Below are 19896 nucleotides of genomic sequence, written 5' to 3'. Positions count from 1 at the left end.
AAGTCCGAAGTCCGAGGAAGTTGGTCCAGCCGTGGTTATGGGGTTCTCGATCGCCCTGATCGTCTTCAGCGCGCTGCTGATGCTGCTGGTTCTGATGCACAAGGGGAAGGGCGGTGGTCTCTCCGACATGTTCGGCGGTGGCATGCAGTCGTCCGTCGGTGGTTCCTCGGTCGCCGAGCGCAACCTCGACCGCATCACGGTGGTAGTCGGTCTGTTGTGGTTCGCGTGCATTGTCGTTCTTGCGTTGCTGATGAAGCTGGACAGCTGAGTCATCCGTTCCGCGTTCTCGGATGGGGTGTAACTCCAATCACTGGACGCGCGTTGGGCCTTACGTAGACTGGGGCATCTTCGAGCACCATCACGCAGGGAGTTACGACCGTGGCAAGTGGCAACGCGATCCGGGGAAGCCGGGTCGGAGCGGGGCCGATGGGTGAGGCCGAGCGTGGCGAGTCCGCGCCCCGCCTCCGCATCTCCTTCTGGTGCTCGAACGGGCACGAGACGCAGCCGAGCTTCGCCAGCGACGCACAGGTTCCGGAGAACTGGGACTGCCCGCGCTGCGGGTTCCCGGCCGGCCAGGACCGGGACAATCCGCCGGACCCGCCGCGCACCGAGCCGTACAAGACGCACCTCGCGTACGTACGGGAACGGCGCAGCGACGCGGACGGCGAGGCGATTCTCGCCGAGGCGCTCGCGAAACTGCGCGGCGAGATCTAGGAATTGCGGTCCGGCCGGACGCCTCAGGGCGTCCGGCCGGACCGCTTTCGCGTTCAGATCAATTAGGTTGGGGATGCCAGGGGGCATAGGGCAAGTACGCAGGTACGAGAAGAAGTGGGCTGATGTCCGAGATGAACGCAGAAAGCCGCACCAGGCTCAACCGGATGCCCGAGTGGACCGCACTGGGCAAGCACCGTGAGCAGCTGGGCGAGACGCATCTGCGAGAACTGTTCGCCGCCGGTCCCGAGCGTGGCAGCGAGTACACCCTGAAGGTCGGCGACCTCTATCTCGACTACTCGAAGCACCTGGTGACGGACGAGACGCTGAGGCTGCTGCGCGAGCTGGCCGCCGGGGCCGGGGTCGCGGAGCTGCGGGACGCCATGTTCCGCGGCGAGAAGATCAACACCACCGAGGACCGGGCGGTCCTGCACACCGCTCTGCGCGCGCCGCGCGACGCCGTGATCGAGGTCGACGGGGAGAATGTCGTCCCCGCCGTGCACGCCGTGCTCGACAAGATGGCCGCCTTCGCCGACCGCGTCAGGTCGGGGGAGTGGACCGGCCACACCGGCCGGCGCATCAAGAACGTCGTGAACATCGGCATCGGCGGCTCCGACCTCGGACCCGCCATGGCGTACGAGGCGCTGCGCTCCTTCACCGACCGCGACCTCACCGTCCGCTTCGTGTCGAACGTCGACGGGGCCGATCTGCACGAGGCCGTGCGGGACTTGGACCCGGCCGAGACGCTGTTCATCATCGCGTCCAAGACCTTCACCACGATCGAGACCATCACCAACGCCACGTCCGCGCGCAACTGGCTGCTGACGAACCTGCGGGCCGACAGCGACGCCGTCGCCAAGCACTTCGTGGCGCTGTCCACGAATGCCGAAAAAGTCGCCGATTTCGGCATCGACACGGCCAACATGTTCGAGTTCTGGGACTGGGTCGGCGGGCGCTACTCGTACGACTCCGCCATCGGCCTCTCGCTGATGATCGCCATCGGCCCCGGCCGCTTCCGCGAGATGCTCGACGGCTTCCACCTCGTCGACGAGCACTTCCGCACCGCACCGGCCGAGGGGAACGCGCCGCTGCTCCTCGGGCTGCTGGGCGTCTGGTACGGGGGGTTCTTCGACGCGCAGTCGCACGCGGTCCTGCCGTACTCGCACTACCTCGGCAAGTTCACGGCGTACCTCCAGCAGCTCGACATGGAGTCCAACGGCAAGTCCGTGGACCGCGACGGCAACCCGGTCGACTGGCAGACGGGGCCGGTCGTGTGGGGCACGCCGGGCACCAACGGGCAGCACGCGTACTACCAGTTGCTGCACCAGGGCACCAAGTTCATCCCCGCGGACTTCATCGGCTTCGCCAGGCCGGTCGCCGACCTGACGCCCGGGCTGGAGGCCCAGCACGACCTGCTCATGGCGAACTTCTTCGCCCAGACGCAGGCGCTGGCCTTCGGCAAGACGCCCGACGAGGTGCGGGCGGAAGGGGTGGCCGAGGAGCTGGTCACGCACAAGACCTTCCTGGGCAACCGGCCGACCACGACGATTCTCGCCGAGGAGCTCAGCCCGTCCGTGCTCGGTCAGTTGATCGCGCTGTACGAGCACAAGGTCTTCGTACAGGGCGCCATCTGGAACATCGACTCGTTCGACCAGTGGGGCGTCGAGCTCGGCAAGGTCCTCGCGAAGAAGATCGAGCCGGTACTGACGGAAGGCACCGGCGGCGAGCAGCTGGACAGCTCGACCGCGACGCTGGCCGCCAAATACCGCACGCTGCGCGGCCGCTGACCGGGGCGCGGCTCCGGTGAGCGGGGGGACGAACGGGGCGGCGAACGGGGCGACCGTGCGGCTCAGGCCGCCGAACAATACGCTCGACCGGCGCGTCGTCGGCTGGTGGCGGACGCAGTGGCTGCTGCTGACCGCGGTCCCCGTGGCCGTACTGGCCGTGCTGGGCGCACTTGTCGCGCCCGCACGGCCGTGGCTGCTGCTGTCCGCCGGGGTGCTCGCGGTGCTCGGGGCGGCCTGCGCGGTGTTCCTGCCGCTGTGGTGGTTCCGGGTGCACCGCTGGGAGGTCACGGACGACGCGGTGTATGTACGTACCGGATTCTTCTGGCAGGAGTGGCGGATCGCGCCGATGTCGCGGATCCAGACCGTGGACACCGTGCGCGGTCCGCTGGAGCAGGCGTTCAGGCTGGCCACGGTCATAGTCACCACGGCGTCCTCCAAGGGCGCGGTGAAGATCGAGGGGCTCGACCACGAGCTGGCGGCGGAGCTGGCCGAGCAGCTGACACGGATCACACGGGCGACGCCGGGGGACGCGACGTGAGCTCGCACGGGGGCGGCGACGGCGGCGAGGGCGGTGACGGGTGGCGGCGGCTCGATCCGCGCACCGTCCTCGTCGCCGCGCTCGTCATGGCGGGCATCGCGGCGGGCGCCGGAGTGCCCGTCACCATCGGCCTCGCGGGCGGCAGGCCACTGTGGCAGGCACTTGCCTGGGTGCTGGCCGGATCCCTTGTGCTGATCGCGGGCGGCGCCGGGATCGACTACATACGGTGGCGCAGGACCCGCTACCGCATCGGCCCCGAGCGCGCCGAACTCCACACCGGACTGCTGCTGGTCAAACGCCGCTCGCTGGCCCGTGAACGCATCCGCAGCGTCGACCTGACGGCCAATGTGCTGCTGCGGGTCCTCGGCCTGGTGAAGGTCCGTATCGGTACGGGCGAGCACTCCGGCGGCGGCGAATCCACCCTCGAATTCGACCCGGTGGCCCGCGAGGAGGGCGAACGGCTTCGCACGGAACTGCTGAACCGCGCAGCCGCCTCCACGTCGCCCGGTCCCCACCGCGAGGGCGAACTCGCCACCCTCGATCCGACCTGGATCCGCTACGCACCCGTCTCGTTCGTCGCCCCGGCGCTGGGCGGTGCGGCGGCCGGCGGGCTGATGCAGGTCAGTGAATGGTTCGGTGCCCAGGGGAAGTTGATCGAGTGGGCGGGCGAGCGGTTCCGGGACACCCCGGTGGTGTGGGTGGTCGTGGTGCTCGTGGCCGGGGCGTGCGCGGCGGGTGTGGTCGGGGCGCTCGGGCTGTGGGTCGAGATGTGGTGGAACTACCGGCTGGAGCGGGAGCCGGGCGGCACGCTGCGTGTACGCCGCGGACTGTTCACCACCCGGTCGATCTCCATCGAGGAGCGCCGGCTGCGGGGCGTTGAGCTCATCGAGCCGATCGGTGTACGGACGCTGGGGGCGGCGCGGGTGGACGCGGTCGCGACCGGGCTCGCCGAGGACGACGACAGTACGCATGCCGACCACAAGACGCTGCTTCCCCCTGCGCCGCGCGCGACGGCGGAAGCGGTCGCGGCGCACGTCCTGCGCGAGCCGTCCTCGCCGACGAGCACGGCCCGCCTCACGCCGCACCCTCGCGCTGCCCGCACGCGTCGGCTGCGGTGGGCGCTGGGGGCGGCGCTGCTTCCGGTGCTCGTGCTCGCTCTTCTCGGCGCGCTGTTGGCGGACGTCCTGCTGCTGTGCGTTGCCGGGGGCTGCGCGGTGGTGCTGCTGCCGGTGGCAGTGCTGCTGGCTCTGGACGCGTACCGCGCGTTGGGGCACGGCGTCAGTGGCGCCTACCTGGTGGCGCGGTCGGGGACGGTGCGGCGCACGACGGTGGCGCTCCAGCGGGGTGGAGTGATCGGCTGGACGGTCAAGCAGTCGGTCTTCCAGCGTCGGGCGGGGCTTGTCACGCTGACCGCTACTACGGCTGCCGGGGAGGGGGCTTATTCGGTGTACGACGCGGCGGAGGGTGAGGGGCTGGCGTTCGCGGACGCGGCGGTGCCGGGGTTGTTGGGGCCGTTTTTGGAACGGGGTGGCGGCGACTAGTGCGGGTGGTGGTGGTGCGGTGCGGGCTGCCTGCGGCGCGCTGTTCCCCTGCCCGCCCCTTTCCCGCTGTGACATTTTGCGGCTGCCGCCGCGTGGGGGGGGCTCCGCCCCAGACCCCGCTCCTCAAACTCCCCCAAGGACTACGTCCAGGGGGGACCCCCAAGGGCTGAAAGATTCAGCTCGTCCGGCGGTTGAGGACTTCGGAAAGGGGCGGGAAGGGGGAAGCGCCGCAGGCAGCCCGCTCAGACTGCCGCGCTCAGCGTGTCCGCCGATCTGCGTCGGGCCGCCCGCGCCGCCGGTAGCGCCGCGACCGCCACCGCGCCCAGGACCGCCGCCGACACCACCAGCAGCAGGACGACCGCGTCCGGCGCCTGTGCGATGCCCGCTCCGATTCCGTTCGAGCGGCCCTGCGCATCGATCAGCGCGCTGCCGGCCAGTACACCGAGCGTCGTGCCGGACACAGCCGCCGCCAGCGCCGTGAAACCGGCGGCCGCCACGATCATCGCCGTGATCTGGCGTGGGGTCAGCCCCATCGCCTTCAGCGCCGGCAGGTCCCGTTCCCGCTCGCGCACGCCCGCGCCGATCATGGTGAGCAGTTCGGTGAGCCCGATCAGTGCGAGCACGGCGATCAGGCCGACCACTACCCCGCGCGCCGGGGTGAGCCAGGCGGCCGGAGCGGTCGCTTCCCTGATTTCCAGGCGGGCGTCCAGGTCGCGCGCGTCCGCGCCGGGGCGCAGTCGTAGCTGGTAGAAGGTGGGATTCAGCGCGGGGTCGCGCTCGCGGAGGGTGTCGAGGTCGGTGGTGATCACCCGGCCCGCGTTCTCCGGCTCGATACTGCGGCCGACGATGTGCAGGATCTGCGGGCGGCCTCCGACCGTCATCCGCACCCAGTCGCCGACCTCGATGTCGAGCAGATCGAGCAGACCCTGGCCCGCCACCGCCTCGTCGGGCCCGTGCGGAGCCCGCCCCTCGGCGGGTGAGAAGGGGTACGGGTCGGTGCGCGAGCCCAGGCCGCGCAGGGCGATCGTGCCGGTCTGGCCGGGGACCAGCGCCGCGACCTCCACGCCCGGGTGGGCTGCGGCGACGTGCGGGCTCGCGTCCAGCACGGCCCGTACCTCCTGGTCCTTGAGGCCGTCGGACGCCCGCGCCGTGAGTTCACCGCCCTGGAAGCTGTCCAGCGTGGACCACGCGCTCAGCGCGACCGTGATCAGGAGCAGCGGCAGGGCCAGCCGGGCGATCGACGACAGGGAGCGGGCCCGGCGCCGGAACGCGTTGCGCCAGCCGAGCACCAGCGCGGGCGGGACGTTCCGCCCGAGCGCGCTTCGGGCCACGGCCGACATCCGGCCGCCGGCCGGGGCGGCGGCCCGCAGCGCGGGAACGGGCGGGACGCGCCCCGCACGCCACGCGGCGAGGCCGGTCGCCGCACCGATGAACAGCACGGTGGCGGCGGGGAGGGACAGCAGGACGGCGGTGTGCCCGGGAAGGTCCTGCCACACGCCGACCGCTTCGCCGATCCGGCCCGGCGTCCGGGCGCCCAGGGTCTCGACGAGCGCGGTCCCCAGGACGACTCCGGACAGGGCGAAGGCGAGGTGCTGGGCCAGGAAGATACGTACGACCTGCCCCGGGGTGAAGCCGATGGCCTTGAGGACGGCGATGTCCCGGAGATGGCCGCGGACTCGGGTGCTGATCGCGCCGGTCACCGCCAGCGCGGCCGCCAGCAGGGCGCCGAGCCCGAAGAGGCCGAGGAGCAGGCCGAGCAGCCGGTTGTCGCTCTGTGCCTCGGCGCGCGCCTGGTGCCAGCTGGAGACCTCGGTGACGTCGTCGGCGCGGAGCGCGGTGACCGCGCGCTGTACGGCGAAGTCGGTGTCGTCGGGCTGGTCGAGCCGCAATCCGACGACCTGTCCGAGGCGGTCGCCCGGCGCGTGGGCGAGGGCGGGTTCGCCGGACAGTACCCAGCCGGTGCCCGGCCGGTCGCCGGGACGGTACGGGGACTCGGCGCTGTCCGCGACGCCGACGACCGTCAGCGTACGTACGGAGCCGTGGGCGCCCGGCACCGAGAGGGTGTCCCCGGGCCCGGCCCACAGGGCGTCGGCCAGGCTGCTCTCCAGGACGACGCCGCCGGGTGCGGACCGGTCGAGCCAGCGCCCCGAAGTGATCAGCGGACGGCCGACGTCGGAGGGCTCCGGGGTGGCACCGCGCAGTTCGACGGTGGCCTTGGCGCCCTGCGACCGTACGGTCGTACGGGCTGTCCGGTACGGCCCGGCGAGCTCGTCGACCCCGTCCAGCCGGGCCAGTCCGGCAGCGTCGGCGGTTGGGCTGGTGTGGATCCACACATGGGCGCCGCGGGACTGGGTGAAGACGCGCTGCCAGGGGTTGGCGGCGTAACTGAGCAGTGCACCGGCCAGGAGCAGGGAGACGATGATCCCGGCGGTCGTGAGCACGATGAACAGCGCCTCGCCGCGATGCGTGCGCAGATCGGCGTGCGCCCAGCGCAGAGTGGCCCGCACCGCTGTCAGTCCTTCAGTTCCAGGACGCTTGAGACGCCGGAGCGGCCTGCCCCCGTGCCGAGCGTCGCGTCGTCGGCGATCCGGCCGTCGAAGAAGCTGATGACCCGGTCCGCCGCGCTGGCCAGCCGGTGGTCATGGGTGACGAGCAGAATGGCCTGGCCGCGCTGGTGGAAGCGGGACAGCAGCCGCATCACCTCGCGGGTGCCCTTGCTGTCCAGGCTGCCCGCGGGTTCGTCGGCCAGCAGCAGGCCGGGGTGGTTGACCAGGGCCCGTGCCAGGGCGACGCGCTGCTGTTCGCCGCCGGACAGCTCGCCCGGCATCCTGCGCTCCGTGCCTTCCAGGCCCAGCTCGGCGAGGAGCTTCTCGCGCTCGGCGCGGGCCTGACGCGCGTTGCTTCCGGCGAGCAGAGCGGGCAGTTCGATGTTGTCGGCGACCGTCAGATTCGACACGAGGTTGAAGAACTGGAAGACGACGCCGATACGGCGGCGCCGCAGCACTGCCCAGCGGGCCTCGCTGTACGAGTCGACGCACTCGCCGTCCAGCCGGATGCTTCCGCTGTCCGGCCGCTGGAGCCCGCCGAGCAGATGCAGCAGGGTGGATTTCCCCGCGCCCGACGGTCCGGTGACCGCGATGAACTCGCCCGGCCGGATGGTCAGATCCACACCGCGCACGGCGTGGGCCGGGGCGCCTTCGCCGTGGTAGGTCTTGACGAGGCCTTCGGCGCGCAGGACAGGAGGAGGTGCTACGTCGCTCATTCCAGCTCCTCCTGACAGCGTTCCAGCCAGTCGAGGTCGGCCTGCAGGTGCAGCATCGCGCCCTCGATCAGCAGCTGGGAGATCCGGTTGTCCCGGTCTTCGGCGGCGGCGAGCTTCGACAGGTCCCGCAGGGTGTTGAGGTACTGACGCCGCTGTTTGTTGATGAGAGTTATCGGGTCGGCCATGCCGGACGCCGGTGCGAGGGCGAGCTTCATGAAGAACTCGTCCCGTACGCGCGGCTCGTCGGTCGGCTCCTCGAACCAGACATTCAGCGCTTCCCGCCCGGCGTCGGTCAGCCGGTAGATCTTCTTGTTGGGCCGGTTCGACTGGGCGATTTCCTCGCCCTCGATCAGGCCCGACTTCTCCAGCCGACCGAGAGTGACATAGATCTGGCCGACGTTCGGCTGAGGGTACGCGGCGCCCAGCAGTTGCTCAAGCCCCTGTTTGAGCTCGTATCCGTGGGCGGGACCACGGGCGAGGAGAGCGAGAAGGGGCAGGCGCACGCGTGCTTCCTCCTCCCCGTTCCGTACCTGCTCGTTGGGGGCGGGACCGGATCGTGGTCGGAGTGTGGCCCGTATCGCCCTGGCGTTATGCGTCGGGCCCTAGTATCGCCCATGCCTAACGGGTATACATGGCCCCTGACGTCACTCGAGGAAGAATGGCGCCGGTGCACAGGGAGGAACCTATGCGGTGGATACGAGCCGCGGGTAGGGGTCTCCTGGTCGCCGCCGTGATCATGACCGGCTATGCCGGGGCCGGTGTGCGGGCCGGAGGGCCGCCGGGCGGCGGGGACGGGCGCGGGCCCATGACGCTGGCCACGGCCGGCGATCTCACCGGTTATCTCGGTCCGCTGCTGGACGGCTGGAACCGTACACACCCGGACGAAAAGGTCACCCTCGTCGAGCTGCCGGACTCGGCCGACGAGACCCGGGCGCAGATGATCACCGAACTGCGGGCCGGCAGCGGCCGGTTCGACGTGCTCAATATCGATGTGGCGTGGACCTCGGAGTTCGCGGGTGCGGGCTGGATCGCGCCGGTCGACCGGAGCCGCTTCCCGCTCGACACCTTCCTGCCGCCGGTGGTGGACACCGCCACCTTCGACGGACAGCTGTACGCCGTCCCGTATGTCACGAATGCCGGGTTGCTCTACTACCGCAAGGACCTCCTGGAACGCGAGGGCGAACAGCCGCCCCGCACCTGGGCGGACCTGGAGCGACAGGCGTCGACGATCGCCCCCAAGTACGGAATAGGCGGATATGCCGGGCAGTTCCTGCCGTACGAGGGGCTCGCCGTCAACGTCACCGAGGCGGTGCATTCGGCGGGCGGATCGTTCCTCGGCGACGAGGGCGAGCGGGTCACCGTGGACTCCGCCGCCGCCCGCGCCGGACTGGGCTTCCTCGCCCGGGGAGTACGGGACGGCTGGATTCCGCAGGAGGCGCTGCGCTTCAAGGAGGAGGAGTCGCGGCAGGCGTTCCAGAACGGCCGACTGCTCTTCCTGCGCAACTGGCCTTACGTCTACTCCGCCGCCGGAGGCAAGGACTCCGAGGTCGCCGGGAAGTTCGGCGTAACACCGCTGCCGGGCCCCGACGGCCCCGGCGCGAGCGTGCTGGGCGGCTCCAATCTCGCCGTCAACGCGCATTCCCGTCACCAGGAGTCGGCCAAGGCCCTGATGGCCTACCTGACCAGCGAACCCGTGCAGCGCAAGGTGCTCACCGAGGGCTCACTGCCACCGGTGCGGGCCGCCCTGTACACCGATCCCGAGCTGGTGCGCGCGTACCCGTTCCTGCCGACGCTGCGCAGGAGTGTGCTGGCGGCCGAGCCCCGGCCCAAGAGCCCGCGCTACGACCAGGTGAGCCTGGCGGTGCAGGCGGTGGCGTACGACGCGATGGCGCTGCGCCAGTCTCCGGAGCAGGCGGTCCTCAGGCTGGCCGGGGAGCTCCGGGCCGTCGCACGCAGAGGCTGAGAAACCTCCGCCTAGTTACATGTTAGGTATCTGCGACCTAACGAATCCCTGGACATATGGGTACAACCAAGGGCAGCTTTCTGTCTTGTCGTTGACACTTGCTCGACACGCCTACTTAACATGCATGCATAACGGGGGGCCTGCTCTGGACACTCCCGCACGCACAAGTAGGAACAGGTCAACGGGTGATGCTCACTGCCCCGGCCGACAACGGCCTCCCCCTTCGCATCGCGCACCACTGGTGGCGGGATGCGGTGATTTACCAGGTGTATGTCCGCAGCTTCCTGGACAGCACCGGCGACGGCATCGGTGACCTGGCCGGGGTACGGGCGGGGTTGCCGTACCTCAAGAAGCTCGGCGTCGACGGCATCTGGCTGAGCCCGTTCTACCCCTCGCCGCAGCACGACCACGGCTACGACGTCGCCGACTACTGCGACGTCGACCCGATCTTCGGGGACCTCGCCGAATTCGACCTGCTGGTCACCGCCGCCCGGCGGCTCGGCATCAAGATCCTGCTGGACATTGTCCCCAACCACTGCTCCAGCGAGCACGTCTGGTTCCGCGAGGCGCTGGCCGCAGAGCCCGGCAGTGCGGCCCGCGCCCGCTTCCACTTCGCCGACGGCCTGGGCCCGGACGGCGAGGAGCCGCCCAACAACTGGCGCGCGATGTTCGGCGGCCCCGCCTGGTCCCGCATCACGGAGGAGGACGGCACCCCCGGCCAGTGGTACCTCCACATGTTCACCCCCGAGCAGCCCGACCTGAACTGGCGCAACCCCGAGGTCGCCGACCACTTCGACCGAGCCCTGCGCTTCTGGCTGGACCGTGGCGTCGACGGCTTCCGTATCGACGTGGCGGCAGGGCTCTTCAAGCACCCCGAACTCCCCGACTCCCCGGACCCGGAGGCCGACGAGCGGACCCGCGACTCGGTCAACCCGCTCGCCTGGAACCAGCCCGAGGTGCACGACGTGTGGCGCCACTGGCGCTCGGTCTGCGAGGAGTACGCCGCCCGCGACGGCCGCGACCGGCTGCTGGTCGGTGAGGTCTCCGTACCCACCGCCCGCGAACATGCCCTGTACGTACGCCCCGACGAGCTGCACCAGGCCTTCTTCTTCGACCTGCTCGGAGCCCCCTGGGACGCCGACGCGTTCCAGAAGATCATCTCCGACGCGATGCAGGACATCGCGGGCACCGGCTCCACCGTCACCTGGGTCCTCAACAACCACGACCAGGTCCGCACCGTCACCCGCTACGGCGAATCCGGCACCGAGGGCAGCGGCCTCGGCTCGGCGCGCGCCAGGGCCGCCGCCCTGCTGATGATGGCGCTGCCCGGATCGGCGTACATCTACCAGGGCGAAGAGCTGGGCCTGCCGGAAGTCGTGGACCTGCCCGACGATGTGCTCACCGACCCCATATTCCGCCGTACAGGCAGCCGCAAGCGCATACGTGACGGCTGCCGGGTCCCGCTCCCGTGGTCGGGCCACGCCTCCCCGTTCGGCTTCACCTCGGGAGCCGAAGGGGCCCGGCCGTGGCTGCCGCAGCCCGAGTGGTTCGCCGAACACGCAACCGACCGGGCGCTGGCCGACACCCGCTCGTTCTGGCACCTCTACCGGGACGGCCTGCAACTGCGGCGCGGGCTGCCCCAGTTCGCCGACGGCGGCCTGCGCTGGCTGGAGAGCCCGCCCGAGGTGCTCGCCTTCGTCCGGGGCGACGGCCTGGTGTGCGCGGTCAACTTCGGCACCGCACCTGTGCCGGCTCCGGTCGCGGGCACCCCGCTGCTGGCCAGCGGCCCGTGTACCAACGGGGTGCTGCCCGGGTCCACCGCCGCCTGGTGGATCAGCGACAACGCCCCCCTTTAACCCCCCTGTGATCCCTCCTGCTCAATCTCTCCGGAAGGAACAGCCATGATGAGACTGCAACGACGGACAATGGCAGCCTGCTCCTCGGCGCTCGCCCTCGCATTCGGCGCGACCGCGTGCGGCGGCGACGTCACCCCCGCGGGCGGTGGCGGCGAGAGCCTCAGCGGCAAGAAGGTTTCTGTCGCCGGTGTCTGGTCCGGCACGGAACAGAAGAACTTCCGCAAGGTGCTCGACGCCTTCTCGGAAAAGACCGGCGCCAAGGTCGAGTTCATCTCCACCGGCGACAACGTCTCCACCGTCATCGGCAGCAAGATCGAGGGTGGCAACGCGCCCGACGTGGTGATGGTGCCTCAGGTGGGCGTGCTGAAGCAGTTCGCCGAGAAGGGCTGGCTCCAGCCGCTCGACAAGAAGACCGAGCAGACGGTCACGGACAACTTCGCGCCGGTCTGGAAGAACTACGGCACCGTCGACGGCGACTTCTACGGCCTCTACTTCAAGGCCGCCCACAAGTCGACGGTCTGGTACAGCCCGGACGCCCTCGACCAGGCCGGGGTCAAGCCGCCGAAGACCTACGCGGAGATGCTCAAGAGCTCCGCCACGGTCGCCGACTCCGGACTGCCCGCCTTCGCGGTCGCCGGAGAGGACGGCTGGACGCTCACCGACTGGTTCGAGAACATCTACCTCTCCCAGGCAGGCCCCGAGAAGTACGACCGGCTCGCCGCCCACAAGCTGCCGTGGACCGACGCCAGTGTCGTCAAGGCACTCACCACCCTGGGCGAGCTGTTCTCCGGCAAGGACCTCGTCGCGGGCGGCCGTTCGGGCGCGCTGAGCACCGACTTCCCCAGCTCCGTCGGACAGGTCTTCGGCGCCGACCCCGAGGCCGCGATGGTCTACGAGGGCGACTTCGTCGGCTCGATAGCCAAGGAGGAGCACGGCAGGAAGATCGGCGAGGACGCCACCTTCTTCCCCTTCCCCGCCGTCGACGGAGGCAAGGCACCGGTGGTCAGCGGCGGCGACGCCGCGGTGGTGCTCAAGGACGGCCGCAACCGCAAGGCCGCCATGGCGCTCATGGACTACCTCGCCACCCCGGAAGCTGCCGAGGTCTGGGCCGGCGCGGGCGGCTTCCTCTCGCCCAACAAGAAGGTCGACCCGGCCGCCTACGGCGACGACACGGCACGCAAGACCGCCAAGTCCCTCATCGACGCCGGTGACACCGTCCGCTTCGACATGTCCGACCAGGCCCCGGCTGCCTTCGGCGGCACCAAGGGCATGGGCGAGTGGAAGATCCTCCAGGACTTCCTGCGCGACCCCGCCGACCCGAAGGGCACCGCGGCCGCGCTCGAAGCCGCGGCGGCCAAGGCCTTCAAGAACTGAGGGCGACAGCCATGACCGCCATCACCACCCCCTCGTCCGCCGCCGGTGCCCGGCGCAGCGCCACCCGGCGCAGATGGATCGTCGCCGTGGTGTTCGCCCTCCCCGCCCTGCTGCTGCTCGGCGTGCTGGTCGTCTACCCGATGCTGTTCTCCGTAGGACGCAGCTTCTTCGACGCCACGGGCACCCGGTTCGTCGGCGGCGACAACTACACCGAGATGTTCCGCGACCCGGCGACGCTCAAGGCCATCCGGAACAGCACCCTCTGGGTCGTCATCGCCCCCACGCTGCTGACCGGCCTCGGGCTGATCCTCGCCGTACTCACCGAGAAGGTCCGCTGGGCGACCGCCTTCAAGCTGTTGCTGTTCCTGCCGATGGCGGTCTCCTTCCTCGCCGCCGGCATCATCTTCCGGCTCGCGTACGAGGAGGACCCCGACCGGGGTGTGCTCAACGCGGTGGCGGTCGGCGTCCACGACACCTTCAAGGACGCCTCCTCCTACCCCACTGCCCGGGCACGCGACGGGCAGGGACTGGCGAAGGCCGACGACGGCTCGTTCCGTACGACCGACGAGACGGGACCGGGACGTACCGTCGCCCTCGGACTCGTCGGCGTCCGGCCGAACGAACTGCCCGCCGGGGCCGTGCCCGCCCGGCAGGCAGCCACCGCCGAGGCCGCCGCGGACGAACTGCGCGGTGTCGTCTACCTGGACTTCACCCCCGGCGGGGGCGGCGAACAGGGCAAGGTCGACGCCAAGGAGAGCGGACTGCCGCAGATGGCGGTCGAGGCGGTACAGGGCGGCAAGGTGGCGGGGCGGGCCACCACCGCGTCCGACGGCTCCTTCCGCTTCGCGGACCTGCCCCCCGGCTCGTACGAACTCCGCCTCCCCGCACAGAACTTCGCGCCGCCCTACGAGGGCATCTCCTGGCTGGGCCCCGCCCTGGTCACACCGGCCGTCATCGGCGCGTACCTGTGGATCTGGACGGGCTTCGCGATGGTGCTCATCGGCGCCGGGCTCTCCGCCCTGCCCCGGGAGGCACTGGAGGCGGCCCGGATGGACGGCGCGAACGAGTGGCAGATCTTCCGCAGGATCACGGTGCCGCTGCTCGCCCCGGTGCTGACCGTGGTCTTCGTGACCCTGGTGATCAACGTGATGAAGGTCTTCGACCTCGTCTACATCATCGCGCCCGGCCCGGTGCAGGAAGAGGCCACCGTACTGGCCACCCAGATGTGGCTGGTGTCCTTCGGCGGCGGCCAGGACCAGGGTCTTGGCAGCGCCCTCGGTGTGCTCCTGCTGGTGCTGGTCGTACCCGCCATGCTCTTCAACGTCCGCCGCTTCCGCAGGAGTCAGTCATGACCGTCACCGCCGTCGCCAAGACCGGCGAGCGCCGACCGGCGGACGGACCGGGGACGCCGCCCGCCCCCGCGCCCAAACGCCCCTCCTGGGCGGCCAGGCTGACCCGCGGGCTCAGCAGCGGAGTCGTACAGGCCGTCCTGATCATCGTGGGGCTGATCTGGATCACGCCACTGGCCGGGCTCTTCCTGTCCTCACTGCGCACCGAGCGGGACAACGCGGGCAGCGGCTGGTGGACCTCGCTGACCCGCCCCGGACAGCTCTCGCTCGACAACTACACGGCGCTGCTCGCCGATACGGGCATCACCCAGGCGTTCTGGAACACCGTTCTGATTTCGGTGCCGGCCACCACACTGGTCGTCGTACTGGCCGCGCTGGCCGCGTACGCCTTCGCCTGGCTGGAGTTCCCGGGGCGGGACTCGCTCTTCCTGGTGGTGGTGGCGCTGCTCGTGGTGCCGGTGCAGGTCGGGCTGCTGCCGGTGGCGAAACTGTTCGGACAGCTCGGGCTCTTCGGCACCATCCCGGGCGTCGTGCTCTTCCACGTCGCGTACGGGCTGCCGTTCGCCATCTTCCTGCTGCGCAATTACTTCGCCGAGATCCCGCGCGAGATGCTGGAGGCGGCGCGGATGGACGGCGGCAGCGAGTGGCGGATCTTCGCCCAGCTGATCCTGCCCGTGGGGCGCCCCGCCCTTGCCAGCCTGGCCATCTTCCAGTTCCTGTGGGTCTGGAACGACATGCTGGTGGCGCTGCTCTTCGCGGACAGCGCGTCGCAGCCGCTCACGGTGGCGCTCCAGTCCCAGATACGGCAGTTCGGCAGCAACATCGATGTGCTGGCGCCCGGCGCGTTCCTCTCCCTGGTCGTGCCGGTGGCCGTCTTCTTCGCCTTCCAGCGCCACTTCGTCCAGGGCGTCATGGCGGGCTCCGTCAAATAGCCGCACCCCCTATGACTACGGCCCGGTCCACCGAAAGGCGGACCGGGCCGTAGTCATGCAACAGGCGCTTCCTGTCAGAAAGTTGCCGGAGGGTAGAGCGCACGCGGCAGCTGCGAGGCCGCCGCGTCGTCCAGCAGCCACAGCGTGCGGCTGCGCCCGTACGCGCCCGCCGCCGGGGCCTGGATCTCCCCGGCACCCGACAGCCCTATCGCCACGGCCTTCGCCTTGTCCTCGCCCGCCGCCAGCAGCCACACCTCACGCGCCGCGCGAATCGCGGGCAGCGTCAGGGAGATACGGGTGGGCGGGGGCTTCGGGGCGCCGTGAACGCCCACCACCGTGCGCTCCGCCTCCCGGACGGCCGGCAGCTCAGGGAAGAGCGACGCCACGTGCGTGTCCGGGCCGACGCCCAGCATCAGGACGTCGAACGTCGGGACAGGGCCATGGTCTTCTGGCCCCGCAGCCGCGGCCAGTTCAGTGGCGTACGCAGCGGCCGCCGCATCCACGTCATTGCTGTACGCACCGCCCGAAGCCGGCATCGCGTGGACCCGGGCGGGGTCCACCGGTACCGAATCGAGCAGGGCGTCGCACGCCTGGGTGTAGTTGCGCTCCGGGTCCCCCGCGGGGAGGAAGCGCTCGTCGCCCCACCACAGGTCGAGCCGCGCCCAGTCGATCGCGTCCCTGGCGGGGGACGAGGCGAGCGCGGCCAGCACGCCGTTGCCGTTCCGGCCGCCCGTCAGCACCACCGACGCCGAACCGCGCGCGGACTGGGCGTCGACCACCTTCGTGATCAGCCTGGCCGCCGCGGCCTGCGCCATCAGCTCCTTGTCGTGGTGAACGACAAGCTGTGGTGCGCTCACTTCGACGCCGCCTTCTTGGCCGGTGCGGACTTCTTCGCGGCGGCGGCGGAGGACTTGGCCGTCGGCTCGTCCGCCGCGCCCGCCTCGTCCGGTGCCTTCTCGTTCGCGGCCGGCGCTGCCGTCGCCCGCTCACCGAGTCGCTCGACACCGAACTTCAGCGCCGACGCGTACGTGTCGTCAGGGTCGAGCCTGCGCAGCTCCTCGGCGATCAGCTCGGCGGTCTCCCGCCGCTTGAGCGCCACCGCGCGGTCCGGCTGTCCTTGGATGGAGAGGGACGCCAGCGAACCGTCCGGCCGGTGGAGCCTGATCGGCCCGCAGTTGGTCTCCATCTGTACGCCCGTCAGGCCGGGCCCGGACGACATCGACCGCTTCACCGGTACGTGCAGCCGGTCGGCGAGCCACATGCCGAGCAGCTCGACGCTCGGGTTGAACTCCTCGCCCTCCACCTCCACCGAGGTGACCTCGCACTCCACCTGGTCCAGCGCGGCCGCGAGCATCGAGCGCCACGGCGTGATGCGCGTCCAGGAGAGGTCGGTGTCGCCCGGGGTGTAGGCGTCCGCGCGCGCCGACAGCTCGTCGATCGGGTGCTCGGCGGCGTACGTGTCGGTCACGCGGCGCTGGGCCAGCGCGCCGAGCGGGTCCTTCGCCGGGTCGAGCGGCGCGTTCACCGCCCACCACACGACGACGGGGGCGTCGGGCAGCAGCAGCGGCAGCACCACCGACTGGGCGTGGTTGATGACCTCGCCGTACAGCCGCAGGACGACCGTCTCACCGGTGCCCGCGTCCGCGCCCACCCGTACCTCGGCGTCGAGGCGTGCCTTCGAGCGGTCGCGCGGCGAGCGCGAGACCCGCTTGATGACGACGAGGGTGCGCGAAGGGTGCTCGCGGGAGGCCTCGTTGGCCGCCCTGAGCGCGTCGTACGCGTTCTCCTCGTCGGTGACGATGACCAGGGTCAGCACCATGCCCACGGCAGGAGTGCCGATCGCGCGGCGGCCCTGGACCAGCGCCTTGTTGATCTTGCTGGACGTGGTGTCCGTGAGGTCGATCTTCATGGCCGACGCCAGCTCCGTCCGTCTCGTGCGAGCATTTCGTCCGCCTCGACCGGGCCCCAGGAACCGGCCAGGTACTGCGCGGGCTTGCCGTTCGCGTCCCAGTAGTCCTCGATCGGGTCGAGGATGCGCCAGGACTGCTCGACCTCTTCCAGCCGCGGGAAGAGGTTGGCGTCGCCGAGCAGGACGTCCAGGATCAGGCGCTCGTACGCCTCGGGGCTGGACTCGGTGAAGGACTCGCCGTAGGCGAAGTCCATCGACACGTCCCGGACCTCCATCGAGGTGCCCGGCACCTTCGAACCGAAGCGGACCGTGACACCCTCGTCCGGCTGGACGCGGATGACCAGGGCGTTCTGCCCCAGCTCCTCGGTGGCCGTGTGGTCGAAGGGCGAGTGCGGGGCACGCTGGAAGACGACCGCGATCTCGGTGACGCGGCGGCCCAGGCGCTTGCCCGTACGCAGATAGAAGGGGACGCCCGCCCAGCGGCGGTTGTCGATCTCCAGCTTGATCGCCGCGTAGGTGTCGGTCTTCGACTGGGGGTCGATGCCGTCTTCCTGGAGGTAGCCGACGGCCTTCTCGCCGCCCTGCCAGGCCGCCGCGTACTGCCCGCGTACGGTGTCGCGGCCGAGGTCCTTGGGGAGCCTGACGGCGCCGAGCACCTTGGTCTTCTCGGCGACCAGCGCGTCCGCCTCGAAGGAGGCGGGCTCCTCCATGGCGGTCAGCGCGAGCAGCTGGAGGAGGTGGTTCTGGATGACGTCGCGGGCGGCGCCGATGCCGTCGTAGTAGCCGGCGCGGCCGCCGATGCCGATGTCCTCGGCCATCGTGATCTGGATGTGGTCGACGTACGACCGGTTCCAGAGCGGCTCGAACATCGTGTTGGCGAAGCGCAGCGCCATGATGTTCTGGACCGTTTCCTTGCCCAGGTAGTGGTCGATCCGGAAGACCTCGTTGGGCGGGAAGACCTCGTGGACGACCTTGTTGAGCTCCTGCGCGGAGGCCAGGTCGTGCCCGAAGGGCTTCTCGATGACGGCACGCCGCCACGAGCCTTCCTGCTGGTCGGCGAGCCCGTGCTTCTTGAGCTGCTGGACGACCTTGGGGAAGAACTTCGGCGGTACGGACAGGTAGAAGGCGAAGTTGCCGCCGGTGCCCTGCTTCTTGTCGAGGTCCTCGATCGTGGCCTTCAGCTGCTCGAAGGCGTCGTCGTCGTCGAAGGTGCCCTGGACGAAACGCATTCCCTGGATCAGCTGCTGCCAGACTTCCTCGCGGAACGGCGTGCGGGCGTGCTCCTTGACGGCGTCGTGGACGACCTGTGCGAAGTCCTCGGTCTCCCAGTCGCGACGGGCGAAGCCGATGAGCGAGAAGCCCGGCGGCAGCAGGCCACGATTGGCAAGATCGTAGACCGCAGGCATCAACTTTTTACGTGACAAATCGCCCGTGACGCCAAAGATGACCAGGCCCGACGGCCCCGCGATACGCGGGAGCCGTCGGTCCTGAGCGTCACGCAGCGGATTGCTGCTGGACAATTTCTAGGCCTCCGAAGGGGCGAGGCGCTTGAGCTCCGCCTCGGTGGACTTGAGCAGGTCGTTCCAGGACGCCTCGAACTTGTCGACGCCCTCGTCCTCGAGCAGCTGCACCACGTCGTCGTACGAGATCCCGAGCTTCTCGATGGCGTCGAGCTCGGCCCGGGCCTGCTCGTAGGTGCCGGAGACCGTGTTGCCCGTGATCTGGCCGTGGTCGGCGGTCGCTTCGAGGGTCGCCTCGGGCATGGTGTTCACCGTGCCGGGCGCGACGAGGTCGTCTACGTACAGCGTGTCCTTGTACGAGGGGTCCTTGACGCCGGTCGAGGCCCACAGCGGACGCTGCTTGTTGGCCTGCGCCTTGTCCAGGGCATTCCAGCGGTCCGAGGAGAAGACCTCTTCGTACGCCTCGTACGCCAGACGGGCGTTGGCCAGTGCGGCCTTGCCCTTGAGTGCCTTGGCGTCGTCGGTGCCCAGGGCGTCCAGGCGCTTGTCGATCTCGGAGTCCACGCGGGACACGAAGAACGAAGCCACCGAGTGGATCTTGGAGAGGTCCAGGCCCGCGGCCCGCGCCTTCTCCAGACCGGCCAGGTAGGCGTCCATGACCTCGCGGTAGCGCTCCAGCGAGAAGATCAGCGTCACATTGACGCTGATGCCGAGACCGATGGTCTCGGTGATCGCCGGGAGACCCGCCTTGGTGGCCGGGATCTTGATCAGGGTGTTCGGGCGGTCCACCAGCCAGGCGAGCTGCCTGGCCTCGGCCGTCGTCGCCCTGGTGTTGTGCGCCAGGCGCGGGTCGACCTCGATGGACACCCGGCCGTCCTGGCCGCCGGTCGCGTCGAAGACCGGGCGCAGGATGTCGGCGGCGTCCCTCACGTCGGCCGTCGTGATCATGCGGATGGCTTCTTCGACCGTGACCTTGCGGGCGGCGAGGTCGGTGAGCTGCTGGTCGTAACCGTGCCCCGTCGAGATCGCCTTCTGGAAGATGGACGGGTTGGTGGTGACGCCCACGACGTGCTGCTGGTCGATCAGCTCGGCGAGGTTGCCGGACGTGATCCGCTGGCGCGAAAGGTCGTCAAGCCAGATCGCGACGCCTTCGTCGGAGAGGCGCTTGAGTGCGTCTGTCATGAGAGTTACATCTCCTACTTGTCGTATACCGG

The 19896-nt window shown here is 70.1% G+C and carries 17 protein-coding genes; 10 read left to right on the top strand and 7 right to left on the bottom strand.

All coding sequences use genetic code 11. From position 1 onward, the window contains the following. The first annotated feature begins 37 nt into the window (after positions 1-37). The 5 genes from secG to J7I98_RS00805 all read left to right on the top strand — a co-directional run bounded on the left by secG (position 38) and on the right by J7I98_RS00805 (position 4577). Positions 38-268 (top strand): preprotein translocase subunit SecG, encoded by a 231-nt coding sequence (gene secG, locus J7I98_RS00825; protein WP_214914469.1) that lies wholly within the window; start codon positions 38-40, stop codon positions 266-268. A gap of 110 nt (positions 269-378) precedes the next feature. After that, on the top strand, positions 379-714 hold the full coding sequence (locus J7I98_RS00820) for an RNA polymerase-binding protein RbpA (RefSeq protein WP_214914466.1): 336 nt from the start codon (positions 379-381) through the stop codon (positions 712-714). A 131-nt stretch (positions 715-845) separates the two neighbouring features. Further along, positions 846-2498, top strand: coding sequence for a glucose-6-phosphate isomerase (gene pgi, locus J7I98_RS00815; RefSeq protein ID WP_214915587.1), 1653 nt, complete (start codon positions 846-848; stop codon positions 2496-2498). Between the two features lie 16 nt (positions 2499-2514). Next, positions 2515-3036, top strand: a complete 522-nt coding sequence (locus J7I98_RS00810; protein WP_308377642.1) for a PH domain-containing protein — start codon at positions 2515-2517, stop codon at positions 3034-3036. Beyond that, the gene (locus tag J7I98_RS00805; protein WP_308377641.1) at positions 3033-4577 is read left to right on the top strand and encodes a PH domain-containing protein; all 1545 of its coding nucleotides are present in this window, start codon (positions 3033-3035) and stop codon (positions 4575-4577) included. The genes J7I98_RS00810 and J7I98_RS00805 overlap by 4 nt, the downstream gene beginning before the upstream one ends. A 242-nt stretch (positions 4578-4819) precedes the next feature. Here J7I98_RS00805 and J7I98_RS00800 read toward each other — a convergent pair whose 3' ends face one another. Genes J7I98_RS00800 through J7I98_RS00790 form a run of 3 tightly spaced genes read right to left on the bottom strand, consistent with a single transcriptional unit; the run spans position 4820 to position 8342 of the window. Beyond that, complete coding sequence (locus tag J7I98_RS00800; protein WP_214914462.1) at positions 4820-7084, bottom strand: FtsX-like permease family protein; 2265 nt, start codon at positions 7082-7084, stop codon at positions 4820-4822. 5 nt (positions 7085-7089) lie between these two features. Beyond that, on the bottom strand, positions 7090-7839 hold the full coding sequence (locus J7I98_RS00795) for an ABC transporter ATP-binding protein (protein WP_214914453.1): 750 nt from the start codon (positions 7837-7839) through the stop codon (positions 7090-7092). Beyond that, positions 7836-8342 carry a PadR family transcriptional regulator gene (locus J7I98_RS00790; RefSeq protein ID WP_214914450.1) on the bottom strand — a complete coding sequence of 169 codons (507 nt, stop codon included), beginning with the start codon at positions 8340-8342 and terminating at the stop codon, positions 7836-7838. The genes J7I98_RS00795 and J7I98_RS00790 overlap by 4 nt, the downstream gene beginning before the upstream one ends. Before the next feature lie 182 nt (positions 8343-8524). Between J7I98_RS00790 and J7I98_RS00785 the strand changes: the two genes are divergently transcribed. The 5 genes from J7I98_RS00785 to J7I98_RS00765 all read left to right on the top strand — a co-directional run bounded on the left by J7I98_RS00785 (position 8525) and on the right by J7I98_RS00765 (position 15313). Then, positions 8525-9802, top strand: a complete 1278-nt coding sequence (locus tag J7I98_RS00785; RefSeq protein ID WP_214914447.1) for an ABC transporter substrate-binding protein — start codon at positions 8525-8527, stop codon at positions 9800-9802. A gap of 188 nt (positions 9803-9990) precedes the next feature. Continuing rightward, positions 9991-11658: a glycoside hydrolase family 13 protein gene (locus J7I98_RS00780; protein ID WP_214914444.1), complete on the top strand. Its 1668-nt coding sequence runs from the start codon at positions 9991-9993 to the stop codon at positions 11656-11658. A gap of 69 nt (positions 11659-11727) precedes the next feature. Continuing rightward, positions 11728-13032, top strand: coding sequence for an ABC transporter substrate-binding protein (locus J7I98_RS00775; RefSeq protein ID WP_374225048.1), 1305 nt, complete (start codon positions 11728-11730; stop codon positions 13030-13032). Positions 13033-13043: 11 nt separating this feature from the next. Then, on the top strand, positions 13044-14384 hold the full coding sequence (locus J7I98_RS00770; RefSeq protein ID WP_214914438.1) for an ABC transporter permease subunit: 1341 nt from the start codon (positions 13044-13046) through the stop codon (positions 14382-14384). Next, a complete protein-coding gene (locus tag J7I98_RS00765; RefSeq protein ID WP_214914436.1) occupies positions 14381-15313 on the top strand; it encodes a carbohydrate ABC transporter permease in 933 nt (310 codons plus the stop codon). The genes J7I98_RS00770 and J7I98_RS00765 overlap by 4 nt, the downstream gene beginning before the upstream one ends. Positions 15314-15387: 74 nt before the next feature. Here the strand turns inward: J7I98_RS00765 and pgl are convergent, their stop codons facing one another. From pgl to tal, 4 genes are read right to left on the bottom strand one after another with little or no spacing between them, the layout of a single operon-like run. Continuing rightward, on the bottom strand, positions 15388-16170 hold the full coding sequence (gene pgl / locus J7I98_RS00760) for a 6-phosphogluconolactonase (RefSeq protein WP_214914434.1): 783 nt from the start codon (positions 16168-16170) through the stop codon (positions 15388-15390). Beyond that, entirely contained in the window at positions 16167-17222 is a 1056-nt protein-coding gene (gene opcA, locus J7I98_RS00755) for a glucose-6-phosphate dehydrogenase assembly protein OpcA (RefSeq protein ID WP_214914432.1), read from the bottom strand. Before opcA ends, pgl begins: the two co-directional genes overlap by 4 nt. Continuing rightward, positions 17219-18742: a glucose-6-phosphate dehydrogenase gene (zwf, locus tag J7I98_RS00750; RefSeq protein ID WP_214914430.1), complete on the bottom strand. Its 1524-nt coding sequence runs from the start codon at positions 18740-18742 to the stop codon at positions 17219-17221. Before zwf ends, opcA begins: the two co-directional genes overlap by 4 nt. A 3-nt stretch (positions 18743-18745) precedes the next feature. Further along, positions 18746-19864 carry a transaldolase gene (gene tal / locus J7I98_RS00745; protein ID WP_214914428.1) on the bottom strand — a complete coding sequence of 373 codons (1119 nt, stop codon included), beginning with the start codon at positions 19862-19864 and terminating at the stop codon, positions 18746-18748. Between the last annotated feature and the right edge of the window lie 32 nt (positions 19865-19896).

The organism is Streptomyces sp. ISL-98 (assembly GCF_018614055.1).
GTDB lineage: Bacteria > Actinomycetota > Actinomycetes > Streptomycetales > Streptomycetaceae > Streptomyces > Streptomyces spiramyceticus.
Note: the sequence above shows the minus strand (reverse complement) of the source record. Positions and strands in the feature narration are given on the sequence as shown.